The 12,699-nt window shown below is 67.5% G+C and carries 16 protein-coding genes; 6 read left to right on the forward strand and 10 right to left on the reverse strand.

Going from position 1 to position 12,699, the window contains the following annotated elements; translation table 11 throughout:
* Window positions 1-43 precede the first annotated feature (43 nt).
* Window positions 44-601, forward strand: coding sequence for a CGNR zinc finger domain-containing protein (locus tag FEK34_RS15600; RefSeq protein ID WP_040793557.1), 558 nt, complete (start codon window positions 44-46; stop codon window positions 599-601).
* 64 nt (window positions 602-665) lie between these two features.
* Here FEK34_RS15600 and FEK34_RS15605 read toward each other — a convergent pair whose 3' ends face one another.
* Window positions 666-893: a hypothetical protein gene (locus FEK34_RS15605; RefSeq protein ID WP_138448544.1), complete on the reverse strand. Its 228-nt coding sequence runs from the start codon at window positions 891-893 to the stop codon at window positions 666-668.
* 368 nt (window positions 894-1,261) lie between these two features.
* Between FEK34_RS15605 and FEK34_RS15610 the strand changes: the two genes are divergently transcribed.
* Complete coding sequence (locus tag FEK34_RS15610; RefSeq protein WP_228805996.1) at window positions 1,262-1,945, forward strand: hypothetical protein; 684 nt, start codon at window positions 1,262-1,264, stop codon at window positions 1,943-1,945.
* Between the two features lie 78 nt (window positions 1,946-2,023).
* Window positions 2,024-2,413 (forward strand): DUF6632 domain-containing protein, encoded by a 390-nt coding sequence (locus tag FEK34_RS15615; RefSeq protein ID WP_040793558.1) that lies wholly within the window; start codon window positions 2,024-2,026, stop codon window positions 2,411-2,413.
* A gap of 98 nt (window positions 2,414-2,511) precedes the next feature.
* Here FEK34_RS15615 and FEK34_RS15620 read toward each other — a convergent pair whose 3' ends face one another.
* The 4 genes from FEK34_RS15620 to FEK34_RS15635 form a co-directional block, all read right to left on the reverse strand.
* A complete protein-coding gene (locus tag FEK34_RS15620; RefSeq protein WP_040793559.1) occupies window positions 2,512-2,916 on the reverse strand; it encodes a DUF302 domain-containing protein in 405 nt (134 codons plus the stop codon).
* A 30-nt stretch (window positions 2,917-2,946) separates the two neighbouring features.
* Complete coding sequence (locus tag FEK34_RS15625; protein ID WP_040793560.1) at window positions 2,947-3,189, reverse strand: YgaP family membrane protein; 243 nt, start codon at window positions 3,187-3,189, stop codon at window positions 2,947-2,949.
* A 39-nt stretch (window positions 3,190-3,228) separates the two neighbouring features.
* On the reverse strand, window positions 3,229-3,495 hold the full coding sequence (locus FEK34_RS15630; protein ID WP_040793561.1) for a metal-sensitive transcriptional regulator: 267 nt from the start codon (window positions 3,493-3,495) through the stop codon (window positions 3,229-3,231).
* Between the two features lie 64 nt (window positions 3,496-3,559).
* The gene (locus tag FEK34_RS15635) at window positions 3,560-5,710 is read right to left on the reverse strand and encodes an MMPL family transporter (RefSeq protein ID WP_040793562.1); all 2,151 of its coding nucleotides are present in this window, start codon (window positions 5,708-5,710) and stop codon (window positions 3,560-3,562) included.
* Between the two features lie 341 nt (window positions 5,711-6,051).
* On the opposite strand from FEK34_RS15635, the gene FEK34_RS15640 reads away from it, so the two are divergent.
* The 3 genes from FEK34_RS15640 to FEK34_RS15650 all read left to right on the forward strand — a co-directional run bounded on the left by FEK34_RS15640 (window position 6,052) and on the right by FEK34_RS15650 (window position 7,878).
* A complete protein-coding gene (locus tag FEK34_RS15640) occupies window positions 6,052-6,516 on the forward strand; it encodes a hypothetical protein (protein WP_138448545.1) in 465 nt (154 codons plus the stop codon).
* Window positions 6,517-6,623: 107 nt separating this feature from the next.
* Window positions 6,624-7,655 (forward strand): sulfite exporter TauE/SafE family protein, encoded by a 1,032-nt coding sequence (locus FEK34_RS15645; RefSeq protein WP_040793564.1) that lies wholly within the window; start codon window positions 6,624-6,626, stop codon window positions 7,653-7,655.
* Window positions 7,656-7,665: 10 nt separating this feature from the next.
* Window positions 7,666-7,878: a heavy-metal-associated domain-containing protein gene (locus FEK34_RS15650; RefSeq protein ID WP_040793565.1), complete on the forward strand. Its 213-nt coding sequence runs from the start codon at window positions 7,666-7,668 to the stop codon at window positions 7,876-7,878.
* A gap of 293 nt (window positions 7,879-8,171) precedes the next feature.
* On the opposite strand, the gene FEK34_RS15655 is transcribed toward FEK34_RS15650, so the two are convergent.
* Genes FEK34_RS15655 through FEK34_RS15675 form a run of 5 tightly spaced genes read right to left on the reverse strand, consistent with a single transcriptional unit; the run spans window position 8,172 to window position 12,656 of the window.
* A complete protein-coding gene (locus FEK34_RS15655; protein ID WP_040793566.1) occupies window positions 8,172-8,519 on the reverse strand; it encodes a DUF3703 domain-containing protein in 348 nt (115 codons plus the stop codon).
* A 44-nt stretch (window positions 8,520-8,563) separates the two neighbouring features.
* Complete coding sequence (locus FEK34_RS15660; protein ID WP_040793567.1) at window positions 8,564-9,484, reverse strand: sterol desaturase family protein; 921 nt, start codon at window positions 9,482-9,484, stop codon at window positions 8,564-8,566.
* A 42-nt stretch (window positions 9,485-9,526) separates the two neighbouring features.
* Window positions 9,527-10,306 carry a helix-turn-helix transcriptional regulator gene (locus FEK34_RS15665; RefSeq protein WP_051133679.1) on the reverse strand — a complete coding sequence of 260 codons (780 nt, stop codon included), beginning with the start codon at window positions 10,304-10,306 and terminating at the stop codon, window positions 9,527-9,529.
* Window positions 10,303-12,270, reverse strand: coding sequence for a heavy metal translocating P-type ATPase (locus tag FEK34_RS15670; protein ID WP_040793568.1), 1,968 nt, complete (start codon window positions 12,268-12,270; stop codon window positions 10,303-10,305). The genes FEK34_RS15665 and FEK34_RS15670 overlap by 4 nt, the downstream gene beginning before the upstream one ends.
* Window positions 12,267-12,656, reverse strand: coding sequence for an ArsR/SmtB family transcription factor (locus tag FEK34_RS15675; protein WP_040793569.1), 390 nt, complete (start codon window positions 12,654-12,656; stop codon window positions 12,267-12,269). Before FEK34_RS15675 ends, FEK34_RS15670 begins: the two co-directional genes overlap by 4 nt.
* Window positions 12,657-12,699 lie beyond the last annotated feature (43 nt).

Below are 12,699 nucleotides of genomic sequence, written 5' to 3' on the forward strand. Positions count from 1 at the left end.
AGCCCTGGCTAATGTGTCAATCCGGTGTGTAGCATTAGCTTTTGTGACCGGCCGTTTCCCCTTGCTCGGCGAGCCATTGCCGCTGGATCTGATCAACACCACCCCCTCCCTCGGCGACCTGCTGCAAACCCCCGACGATCTGCGCGCCTGGTACACGGCCCAAGCCCACCGGCTACCCGAACTCGACGGCGACATCAGCGCGGCCGATGTCGCCGCAGTCCGCGAGATCCGCGGCCACATCGCGGCCGCCCTGGAGCGCACCCGTCGCGGGCAATGCCCACACCGGCTCGACCTACTCGCGCTCGAACGCGCCCAACTCGCAGCCCCCGCGGTCACGCACCTGAGGTGGGAAGACGCCGGATTGACCGCCGCCCGCCGGCGTGCGGGCACGCCCGGACAACGTCTGGCCGCCGAACTCGCCGAATCTGCCGCTCACCTGCTGGCCGATCCCGCGGTCACCACGATCCGGCAATGTGACGCCCACGACTGCGTGATCTGGTTCCTGCCCACCAACTCGCGCCGGCGCTGGTGCTCACCCGCTCTGTGTGGCAACCGTATGCGCGTGGCCCGGCACTACCGGCGCCACAAAGCCGAACAGTAGCCACCACGCGGCATGTGGCGGTCCAGAGCATGAGCGACACCGAGGACCTCACCTGTCGACACTCTCAGTCCTCGTCGGGAGTATCGGGATCGCGCAACTGCCGGTGTGTTCCGCCGAGTTCAGGCAGGTGGAAGCCGTAGTGGCCATCGATGCCGATATCCGTCCGGATGAACGGTGAGAGTCCGGCAGCGTCCACATCCAGCACCGGATGGCCGTGGCCGCGTAGTTCGGTCAACGCGCGATCGATGTAGACGGTGCGATTTCCGGCGGCAGCACCTGACGGGGCCGACACCACGCCACCCGGTCGCACCCCAGGCAGCTCGCCCCAATACCTGATCGGCCCCTTTCCTTCCGGAAGGAAGCCCCTCTTGCAGTATACCCCTGGGGGGTATATGTTTCCTCTCGTCCCACTGACGACGAGAACAGGAAATTGCAATGAACCCCTCGAACCACGCTCACCACGCAGGCCACGGCCACCACGCGAACCATGGGGAGGCCCGCGGCGGGTCTATCGCACATGCGACCACCGCTACTCACAGCGGCCACAACGGTCACATCGACCCGAAACCCGCCCACGCCGGCCACCACTCCCACGCCGGTCATGACGCCGGCGCGTTCCCGGGCGGTCTGCTGATCACACAGGACGGATACTCACTGGATTTGGCGGACACCCTCGTGCAACCCGGTGAGATCGAGTTCCGGTTCCGAATCCTGGGTCCCGACGGGCAGCCGGTCACCGACTACACCCCGATCCACGACAAAGAACTGCATCTGATCGTCGCCCGCCGCGAACTGACCGGCTTCTGGCACGTACATCCCCAGCGCGCCGCCGACGGCACCTGGTCGGTACAGCTGGACCTGCCCGAAGCAGGCGCATACCGGGTATTCACCGATATCGCCCCGCGCGAACTCGGCCGCACCATCACCCTCGGCGCGGACCTCGCCGTCGCAGGACACTATGCACCGCTACCGATTCCGGAACCGGCTCGCACCACAGTCGTCGACGGGTACGAAGTCGAACTGGGCGGCGACCTGGTCGCCGGCGAAGGCCGGCAACTGACCCTCACCGTCCGCAAGGACGGAGCCCCGGTCACCGATCTACAGCCCTACCTCGCAGCGTTCGGCCACCTGGTCGTCCTGCGGGCCGGAGACCTGGCCTACGTCCACGTCCACCCCAACGGGGAACCCGGAGACGGTGCCACCGCCCCCGGCCCCGACATCACCTTCCACACCCTGGTCCCCGGACCGGGCGTCTACCGCCTGTTCCTCGACTTCAAACATCGCGGAACCGTACGCACCGCAGCCTTCACACTGCCCACCACTACACCCCACCGCCACCACTGACAACAGAAGCCAGCTACAGACGTTGTCGCCGCCGACCGCACAGATAGGCCGCACCGACATCGACGAGAAGAGGCGGACATGCAGCATCTGGGACGGCTGCGGATAGCGCTCCTGCTGACCGGCATCGCGTTCATCGCCGGGGTATATCCATTGATCCATCTGTGGCCCGCAGGTTTCCGCTGGCAGCCTGCACAGCCCGAGTACGAGCAGATGATCGCGGTAATCTACGCAGTACTCGGAGTCTTCTTGATCCGGGCCTCCCGCCACCCACTGGGTCACCTGTCCCTCATCTGGTTCACGGTGTGGTCGAGCCTGGCCCACGCCGCTGTCATGACCTGGCATGCCGCGCGCGCCCCAACCGAATGGCAGCACCTGGCGGGTGATGTCCCCGTGCTGATACTTATAGCGATCACCCTGGCGATGCTGACGCCGCACGGCAATACGGTGCCTGCGGAGAACCGTGAGTAGCCTGATCCGCCTGGCGCCGGAGGGCAGGCGCGCCGCGGCCGACCGGTGGTAGCGCGGACGACGACAACAGCGGGACCGAGCCCGCCATCATGGTCGAGTCAGGCAGCTGAGTCGAGGGTTTCGAGTGCGGCGGCCAAGCGGGCCCCAGCGTCCGCGGCGACCGGGCGGAGTCGTGGGTCGCTGGTGACTTCGACCATGAGTTCCGGATTCATGGCTTCGACGCGTATCAGTCCGGTGTCGTGAGGGTCGCTGCGTACGACGACGTTGCAGGGCAGCAGTAACCCGATCTGGCGATCGATCCCTACCGCCTGCTGCGCCAGCGGCGGATTGCAGGCACCGAGGATGCGGTAGTTCTCCATGTCGTGGCCGAGTTTGGCCTTCAACGTGGCGGCCATATCGATGTCGGTGAGGATCCCGAAACCTTGCCCGGCCAAGGCTTCCCGGACCGCGTCCACGGCCTCGTCGAAGCCGGTGTGCAGTGTGGTCGACAGGGCGATTTCCATGACGTAAAGCACCTTTCCTCGGCTGAGTTGTCAGGCGTGGCCGGGTGGGCAGACCCCGGAGGTGACGCCCGCGCGGCGCATGAGCAGAGTGGCCGGGCACCAGCCGACCGCGCTGTAGAGAAGTAGGTTGGCTCCCACCAGCGCCGGAACGATCAGCCACCATGCCGATATCGTCGCGGCCGCCACGGTACCGGCCAGGACCAGCGTCCCGGCCAGCAGCGGTACCAACCGGGCGATGGTCCAGCCCCTATCGGTCAACGGTGAGCTCGGCATGTCGTCCTTTCTGGGTCCGCCTTCATCGGTACCCGTGGTTCAGGCGAGGGCGAGGAACAGTTTTTCGAGTTCGGCCACGGTCAACGGTTCCCCGGATTCCTTCGACTCGTCGAGGCATTCGCGTAGCCCAGTGGCCAGGATTTTGAACCCGGCCCGGTCCAGGGCCCGCGAGACGGCCGCGAGCTGGGTGACCACGTCTTTGCAGTCACGGCCCTGCTCGATCATGGTGATCACCCCGGCGAGCTGCCCGTGCGCCCGGCGCAGCCGGTTGAGAACCTGGGCAATGCTGTCTTCGTCGCCGACCACGGCGTCCTCCTTCTTATCAATCCGAACAACCAACAATACCCCCTGGGGTATAACGGCCGCCCTGTTAGTGATGGGCGAAACTGATCCGTGGCAGAACGCGGCGCATCCAGGCCGGTGACCACCAGGCCGCCCGGCCGGTGAGCCGCAGGATGACCGGCAGCAGGACCAGCCGCACGATCAGAGCGTCCAGCAAGACCGCGACACCCAGGATGATGCCCATTTCCTTCGGCGGCAGCGGTTCGGCGAGGGCGAAGGTGAAGAACACCGCGACCATGACCGCCGCCGCGGCGAAAATCACCCGCCCGGAATGGGCCAGCCCCTCCACTGCCGCGGTCCGGGCATCGCCGCTGCGTTCGAACTGTTCTTTCGCGCTGGCCAGCAGGAACACGGTGTAGTCCATCGCGATCGCGAAGATCATGGCGAAGAAGAACACCGGACCCCACCCGTCGAGGAACCCCTGCGGAGTGAAGCCGAGCAGCCCGGCGCCGTGGCCGTCCTGGAAGATCAGCTTCGCCACCCCGAACGCCGCGGCGGTGGAGCCGAGGCTGACCAGCGTCCCCAACACGGCGATCAGCGGGGCCTGCAGTGCGACCAGCAGCAGCACGAAGCCCAGGACCAGGATCACCGAGACGACGATCGGCAGGTAATCGTTCAGAGCCTGCTGCAGATCCAGGTTCTCCGCGGGCGCGCCGCCGACCAAGGCTCGGTCGGGCAACCGATCCCGCAACTCGTCCAGCACCGTGCTCATACGCTTGTCGGAGGGGTCCATGGCGGGCAGGGCCTGCATCATGACCCACCCGGAATCATCGGCGGCCGGCTGCGCGGGCGTCACCATCGCGATCCCCTCCCCTGCCGCTGCCTGGGCGGTGCTGTCGGCCTGATCGGCGGGGGCGATGATCTGCAACGTGCCGGGTGCACCGTCACCGAGCTGGCGCTGGACCAGCTCGTAGCCTTGCCGCACCGGCGCGTCGGCGGGCACCACCTGGATCGAGGGCATCGCAACTTTCAACCCGAGAACCGGTAGCGCCAGCACGATCAACACTCCCGCTCCGGCAATCGCGAACGGCCACGGCCGTTCGTGCAACAGCCGCCCCCACCGGGCAAACCACGACGAGCGATGCTGCTGGCGGGTTGCGTATGGCAACGCCGCCGCGTTGATCCGCTTACCGAGGGCGCCGAGCGCGGCCGGCAGCAGCGTCAGTGTCGCAGCCAGCACGAACACGACCGCGAGCATGATCCCCACCGCCATCGTGCGCACCGCCGGCGCCGGCACCAGCAGAACCGCCGACAGGCTCACCAGCACAGTCAGACCCGACAACACCACGGCCTTGCCCGCGGTGGCCATCGTCTCGGCGACCGCACGTCGCGCATCGGCGGATTTGCTCAGCGCATCACGGAACCGGGCGACCATGAACAGCGCGTAATCGATCCCCAGCGCGAGGGCGAACATCATCGCGAAGTTCATCGCCCACACCGAAATCGGAGTCACCTGATTCAGCAACACCAGGCCACCGGCCGAAGCCACCAACCCGGCCACTGTCAACAGCAGCGGTAATCCCGCTGCGACCAGCGAACCGAACGCCAGCACCATGATCAGCAGCGTGACCGGCCACGAAAACAGCTCCGCCTGGATCATCGCGTCGTGATTGGCCTTGTTGAAATCACTCCACAACGCCGAGGCCCCCGTCGGATACACCTCGACACCCTCACCCGAGAGTGCCGTCAACTCGGCTTTGTGTTCATCGACAGCGCGCACCATATCATCGGCCGACGCGTTCGCCCCCGCGATCAGAATGCCGGTGCGGCCGTCCGGGCTGATCGTCATTCCCGGTTGCGGGGCGATCACTGCCCCGAACCGGGAGTCACCGGCGAACACCGCTGACACCTCATCCAGGACGGTCTGCATCTGCGGATCGGAGAGCTGCGCGGTATCGGAATGCACCACCACCTGCACCGCCGCCGAAGAATTGCCGCCGAAGTTCCGCTGAGCCAGCTCGCGAACCTGCACGGATTCCGAACCGTTGGCCTGCCACCCCGCGCCGGCCAACGAACTGAACACACTCGGCGCCGCAGCACCGAGCGCGACCAGCACTACCAGCCACACACCGAAAACCACCCGGGCATGACCGGCCATCACAGACCCCCACCGCGCCAACACCCCCACTCGCCCCAGTTCAGCCATATCCGGCGGCCGAGCCGTCGTCGTCTCCGTCATGTTCCTCCGCCTCTCCGGTCGAGCTCGGCAAAAGCCTCACTTATACCCCCCGGGGTATTATCTTCACTGCTCGAATATATACCCCCTGGGGTATTCACTGGTGCGACTCTCACCACAGCGAGCGACAAGCAGGCCGCGCCGACGGTGAGCCGAGGTCGAATCGGAATCCGAGCATGAGCGACCACCAGGCGATTAGCGGCCGGCAAGTCGGCAGGGGAAAATGTTGGCTTCGCCCCGGCCGAAGGCGGTCACTCGTGTGTTGTCACCGCACGGCGCCGAGCTCCGACGTCACTGCAGGGGCCGACGCAGGCCGGTGAGAGATGCTCAGTAGGATCGCCGCCGTGGTCAGCGTCGCCTCTCCTGCACGGCGAGCCGGATTACTTCGGCTCGGTGTGATGCTGGCGGCGCTGATAGGGATCGCGCTCGTCCAGAGCGGGCATTGCCGTGCGGGCGACACGATGGGCATGTCGATGGCGGGCCCGGCCGATCACAGTGTTTCCCAGGTGGTGTCGACACCGCAGCCCGACGCCTCGCAGGAAACACTCCATCATGACCGCGGCGCGGCGGTGATACCGGTGACCGGGGCGCTTGCTGTGGGAGTGGTGGATCTCGGGCCCATGCCACCGGCCGGGATAACGATGGCCTGCCTGGCGATGTTCTTGGCGCTGCTGGCAGCAACCGTGCATTTGGCGCGCGGCAGCGAGGTCTCCCTCGTGCGTTGCGCGTTTCCACGGTCCGGTCGGCGGTTCACGGGTGCACTCCCGCGCCCGCCCAACCTCACCGAACTCTGCGTGATGCGGACGTAAACGGGCGGACAGCGGGTCGTCACTCGACGAACCGCCGGCCCCGACGCCCCTGGCGTCGAGGGGCACTTTCGCCTGTCCATGCTCTTCCTCACGCAGGAGTACCTTTCGTGAATCTTGTTGCTGTGCTCGCTACCGGCCTATTCGCCGGAGGCGTCTCATGTGCCGCCGTTCAAGGCGGACTGCTGACCGGGATGATCGCCCGCCAGCGCACCACTACGCCCGCCCCGCCGCGCCGAATATGGGCGCGGGTCGGTGAAGACCTCACTCCGGTCGCCGGTTTCCTGATCGGGAAACTGGTCTCACACACTCTGCTCGGCGCCGCGCTCGGCGGGCTGGGCAGTGCTGTTCAGCTGTCGGTCGCCGCGCGCACCTGGCTGCAGATCGGGGCCGGGCTGCTGATCATCGTTTTCGCTCTCGCTCAGCTCGGAGTGCCCGGTTTCCGCAAGATCGTCATCGAACCACCGGCCTCCTGGATGCGGGTCGTGCGCAAAGGCGCCCGTTTGCAGACCGCGGTCGCGCCGGCGCTGCTCGGTGTCCTGACGATCCTGTTGCCGTGCGGGGTCACTCTGTCGGTCGAGGCGTTGGCCCTGGCTTCTGGATCGCCGTGGCAGGGCGCGGCGATCATGGCCGTGTTCGTGCTCGGCACCGGTCCGCTGTTCGTTGTCCTCGGGTATGTGGTCAGAGTTGCGGCCGGGGCGTGGCGTGGCCGCCTGGCGGTCGCGACTGGAGTGCTGGTTCTGGGTATGGGTCTCTACACCCTCAACGGTGGTCTCGAACTGGCTGGATCGCCGCTGGCGGCGGGGCGACTCGCCGATACGTTCACAACTGGGCCGGCTCCGGCGGACGCCTCGGCAGCGATTGTCGCCGACGGAGTGCAGACGGTGACCATCACCGCACGTACAAACGCCTACGCGCCCGACCACGTCGCGGTCAAAGCAGGATTGCCGACCACGCTCGTCGTCGAGACCGACGGCACTCAGGGCTGTATTCGCTCCTTGGTCATACCCCGCCTGGGCATCCAGGAAATTCTGCCCGTGACCGGAGAAACCCGAATCGATCTCGGTGTCCTGGAACCCGGGCGCCTCGATTACGCCTGCGGCATGGGCATGTACACCGGCCTGCTCACCATCGACCGATAAGGATCATCCGTTGCCCATATTCACATTCCGCGTCGAGGGCATGCATTGCGGCAGCTGCTCACTGCTGGTCGACGACACCCTCGAAGACCTCCCCGGTGTCCTCAGCAGCCAGACCTCGGTGAAGAAACAGCAATCGACCGTAGACCTCGACCTCACCCACACCAGCCCCGAACAGGTGGTCACCGCAATCGCCGAACTCGGCTACACAGCATCGCTGGTATAGGCCAACCCCCCGATCGGCTGCCCGGCCGCGGCACCGGCTTCAGCCCGCCAGGGCAAGAGCGAACCTTTCCGCGGCCGGGAGCCGACCGAAGTACCAGGTGCGGCTGAGATGGCCGACGTCGGCGGTCGCCTAGTGCCGGAGGTCGTACAGGTTCCACCCGTCACCAGCCCGGTAGTCAGGCGTTCGCGGCCTCGCCGGCGGTGATCGGTTCCGGACGGGACGGGCAACCTCACCGGTCCGACTCGCCACAGATAATGGGCCGCTATTCGACGCGAGCGCAGGAGGCGGTGAAGTTATGCCGCCGTTTGTAGGAGCGCGTCGAGGTCCGGCGGCGTTGGCATGGTTTGGCGGAGGCCGACGTGGGCACGGCCGGTGTTGCCTTCGGGGGCGAGGCCGGCCAGTGATCCGGGTGCGGCGACGATAATCCGTACCACTTGGCCGAGGGCTTCGCGACGGTCGCGCTGGCGCACGGCGAGGGTGAACATGGCGATGTGGTTGCGGGTGTGCAGCCAGGGGTCGGGTTGGGACAGGATGTGTGCGCATTCCAGGTGGGTCCAGCGTTGTTCGGGGTCGGGTGTGGTCTTCGCCGCGAGCATTTCCTCGTGGTAGCGGGCGCGTGCGGCGGGCGGAATGGTCGGCATGGCCAGTCCTTTCGAAGGGTTGATGTGTCCTGTGGAATCGGTGGTCAGGCTGTCCTGACCTGTTCGCCGGTCCCCGGCGTACTGCTGGTGTCGGGAGCGAAGTGGCAGGCGCCGTGGCGGGTGAAGGGTTCGGCGAGCTGGGCGAGGTAGCGGGTGGGGTAGTCGGGCTTGGCGGCCATGCCGAGGTCTGCGCTGGTGAAGCGCTGGTGGGGGTCGTAACTGTAGGTACGGAGTAGGTGGTCCCAGATGAGGGTGAACAGTCCGAAGTTGACGTCGCCGATGCCGGCCCATTTGAGGTGGTGGAAGCGGTGGCCTTCGTTCAGGGCGAGGATGTGTTTGAACGGTCCGATGCGGTAGTCGGCGTTGGAGTGTTGCAGCAGCAGTTGCACCGCCACAGCCAGCGACAGTGCGGCGGCGACCGGGACCGGGACCCCGGCGAGCAGTAGCGGGGTGACGCCGGCGGTCATTTCGAGGGTTTGATGCAGAGGGTGTTTCATCAGGCCGTTGAGCCCGTAGAAGCGGGTGACGCTGTGGTGCACGGCGTGGAACCGCCACAGGATCCCGATTTTGTGGCTGGCGTAGTGGGCCAGGGTGATCCCGAGGTCGGCGACCAAGACCGCGAGTAACACCTGCACCACGAACGGCCAACTGCCCGGCCAGATCCCGTCCCCGGGGATGAGCGCGGCCAGGGCGGGGATCGCGGCGACGCTGGCGAGGATGAGGGTTTCGTTGACGAAGCTGTGGGCGGTGTCGCGGCCGGCATCGCCGCGGGAGGTGTTCCAAGACCTTTGGTAAGGCAGTAGGTGTTCGGCGGTGAACGACACAGCGACCGCGACAGCGAGCAAGACGATCAACAAGAGCTTGTTGGCGCCGGTAGCGGCCAGGGCGATGCCGGCGCCGTTGACGGCGAGCAGCATGAACGGGGCGTAGCCGTAGCGGATGAGCGGACGGACGAGCGTAAACATGGATCCAGCCTCACGTCCGGACCGGTTGGAGGCTTGAAGAAATCAGCCGACTTGGCCGGCGGTGCCCGGCTCTGGTCGCCAGCCGGTGGCGATCAGTGCCGCGGTGGGAGTGATGCCGATCAGCTCACGGCAGGTGCGGGTGAGGTGGGCGCTGTCGGCGAACCCGACGCTGTGCGCGGCTGCGGTCAGCGAACCACCTGCGCGCACGACAGCGAAAGCCTGATGCAGGCGGGTCCAGCGCCGCCACGCCGCATAGGGCAACCCGACCTCCTGGGTGAACACATGCGATAGGCGGCTGCCCGAAATCCCCACCCGGGCAGCGAGTTCACCCAGCGCGGGCGGGCCACCCGGCCACTCAGCCGCGGCACGCAGCGCGTCGGCAACGACCGGATGCGCTCGCTGCGGCCTGGCCGGGGCGGGGGTGAGCGCAAGTGCCGGCGGGCGCGGGCAGCCGGCGGCCACCCAGCTGTCGGCCTGATCAGCAGGCAGACCCTCCATCCGTGACACCGCCGCGCGCGCGGCGGCACTGTCGGGATCGAGGAACGCCACGAACCCCGTGGTCCCTGGTTCGGCGCTCACCTGGTGAGCGACACCGGGCGGGATGATCGCCACACCGGCGGCCGCGGTGCGCCCCGCTCTGTCAGTGAGAGTGAGCGCACCGTCGGCGACGAACAACACTTGCACCGCCGCATGTGCGTGTGCGGCCGTGTCTCCGATGCGGCCGGTGAACGCCATCAACCCCGGCGTGAACACCACCCCACCGCGCCACCGCGCCACCGAACCCGAAGCAGGGGTGGCCGGTGGCGCGGTGGCGGCGGTCATGACGGTGAACCGGCCAGTGCGGGCGAGGCTTTCACCGCCAGGGTCGGGGCCGGGGACAGGGGTTTGGTACGGCCGGCGCGGACACCGTTGGCGATGACCACGATCTCAGCGAGCTCATGCACCAGCACCACCGCCGCCAATCCCAGCACCCCGAACAACGCCAGCGGGATCAGGATCGTGATCAACGCCAGCGACAGGCCGACGTTCTGCAGCATGATCGAGCGGGCCCGTCGCGCATGGTCCAGTGCGCGGGGCAGGTGGCGCAGATCTTCGCCCATAAGTGCGACGTCGGCGGTTTCGATGGCGACGTCGGTGCCCATGGCGCCCATCGCGATCCCGAGATCGGCGGTGGCCAGGGCGGGTGCGTCGTTGACGCCGTCGCCCACCATCGCGGTGAACCGGCCCTGCCGCAGTTCGGTGACGATGCGGGCCTTGTCCTCCGGACGCAGATCCGCGTGCACGGTATCGATGCCCGCCTCGGCGGCCAGGGCTTCGGCGGTGCGGGTGTTGTCGCCGGTCAGCATCGACACCCGCGCTCCGCCGGCGTGCAGGCGCGCGATGACCTCGCGGGCTTCTGGGCGAAGTTCGTCGCGGACCGCGATCGCCCCGATCACCCTGGACTCGTCTTCGATTAGAACCGCAGTCGCGCCCGCGTGCTGCATGCGTTCCACGACACCGGCCAACGGCCCGGCCTCGATCCAGCCCGGACGACCCAATCGCACCGGGCGCCCATCGATGAGGCCGGTCAACCCGGCGCCCGTGACGGCTTCGACATCACCGGCGGGGGTAACAGTGTCAGCGGCGGCGAGGATGGCACGCGCGAGGGGGTGTTCACTGCGGGATTCCAGCGCGGCCGCGACCGCCAATACCCGGTCCCGGTCGACGCCGTCGGCGGTGGCGATCTCGACGACGGCGGGGTTGTTCGCGGTCAGTGTGCCGGTCTTGTCGAGCGCGACCTGGCGGACCTTGCCCATCGCTTCCAGGGCGGCGCCGCCCTTGACCAGCACACCCAGCTTGCTCGCCGCACCGATCGCCGCGACCACAGTGACCGGCACCGAGATCGCCAGCGCACACGGCGACGCCGCGACCAGCACCACCAGCGCCCGCTCGATCCACACCACCGGATCACCGAACACCGCACCGATCACCGCGATCGCGGCCGCGGCGACCATGATCCCGGGAACCAGTGGTTTGGCGATCTTGTCCGCGAGGCGCTGGGCTTCGCCCTTGCGGGCCTGCTCAGCTTCCACGATCCGCACGATCCGCGCCAGGGAGTTGTCCTCGGCGGTCGTGGTGACCTCGACTTCCAGGACGCCGGTACCGTTGATCGCCCCGGCGAACACCTCCGCGCCCGGCCCAGCCTCCACTGGCACCGATTCGCCGGTGATCGCCGAAACATCCAGCGCGCTACGGCCGTCGGTGATTACCCCGTCGGTGGCCAGCCGCTCGCCCGAGCGCACAAGCATCCGGTCCCCGACCCGCAACTCCGCTGGCGCGATCACGGTCTCGGTGCCGCCGCGCAGCACGGTGGCCCGATCGGGCACTAAGTTCAGCAGGGCGCGCAGGCCGCGGCGAGTGCGTGCGACCGCGTACTCCTCCAGGCCCTCACTGATGGAGAACAGGAACGCCAGCATCGCGGCCTCGCCGACTTCGCCGAGGATCACCGCTCCGATCGCGGCGATCGTCATCAGCGTCCCGACCCCGATCTTGCCCTTCGCCAGGCGTTTCAGGGTTGGGGGAATGAAGGTGTAAGCGCCGACAGCCAGGGCGGCGATCTCCAAGCCCAGTTCGACCGGGTGCGGGCCGCCGGTCCAGCCGACGATCAGCGCCGCGACCAGTAGCACTCCCGCCACCGCGGCGGCCCGCAGTTCGCTGACCTCCCAGAGTTTCTCCGGCTCCCGCTCCTCGGCCTCACCGTTCTCGCCGGTGGGTTCGTCGTGGCCGCAGCCGCACGCGTCGCTCATCCCCGCACCGCCGCGCTCGCCTCGGCAGAACCGGTGGAGTCGGTGCCGTAATTCGGGCACAACGCCACCGCATTCCCGGTCGCCGCCAACAGCGTCTCCGCCGAGGCCAGCAGATCCATCAGCTCGGGGCGGGCCAGGCTGTAGAACACCTGCCGGCCCTGCGGACGCCCTACAACGAGACCGCAGTCGCGCAGGCACGCCACATGCGCCGACACCGTCGACTGCGCCAACCCCAACCCCGCCATCAGATCCGCCACCCGCGCCTCACCCGCGGCCAGCCGATGCACGATCGCCAACCGCGTGCCGTCGGAGAGGCTGTGGAACAACGCCACGGCCGGATCCAGACCTTCCACACCGGCCAGGCATCCATCACCACTAATCGCCATAAGGCGATGATAGCTTTAAATCTCGATCAATCGTGCTTCGGCG

It is taken from the genome of Nocardia cyriacigeorgica (genome assembly GCF_005863245.1).
GTDB lineage: Bacteria > Actinomycetota > Actinomycetes > Mycobacteriales > Mycobacteriaceae > Nocardia > Nocardia cyriacigeorgica_C.

Coding starts and splice junctions, on each gene's coding strand:
- FEK34_RS15615 (WP_040793558.1), top strand. CDS start 2,024: ATGCAGCATCTGGGACGGCTGCGGATAGCGCTCCTGCTGACCGGCATC.
- FEK34_RS15620 (WP_040793559.1), bottom strand. CDS start 2,916: ATGGAAATCGCCCTGTCGACCACACTGCACACCGGCTTCGACGAGGCC.
- FEK34_RS15625 (WP_040793560.1), bottom strand. CDS start 3,189: ATGCCGAGCTCACCGTTGACCGATAGGGGCTGGACCATCGCCCGGTTG.
- FEK34_RS15635 (WP_040793562.1), bottom strand. CDS start 5,710: ATGACGGAGACGACGACGGCTCGGCCGCCGGATATGGCTGAACTGGGG.
- FEK34_RS15655 (WP_040793566.1), bottom strand. CDS start 8,519: ATGCCGACCATTCCGCCCGCCGCACGCGCCCGCTACCACGAGGAAATG.
- FEK34_RS15660 (WP_040793567.1), bottom strand. CDS start 9,484: ATGTTTACGCTCGTCCGTCCGCTCATCCGCTACGGCTACGCCCCGTTC.
- FEK34_RS15665 (WP_051133679.1), bottom strand. CDS start 10,306: ATGACCGCCGCCACCGCGCCACCGGCCACCCCTGCTTCGGGTTCGGTG.
- FEK34_RS15670 (WP_040793568.1), bottom strand. CDS start 12,270: ATGAGCGACGCGTGCGGCTGCGGCCACGACGAACCCACCGGCGAGAAC.
- FEK34_RS15675 (WP_040793569.1), bottom strand. CDS start 12,656: ATGGCGATTAGTGGTGATGGATGCCTGGCCGGTGTGGAAGGTCTGGAT.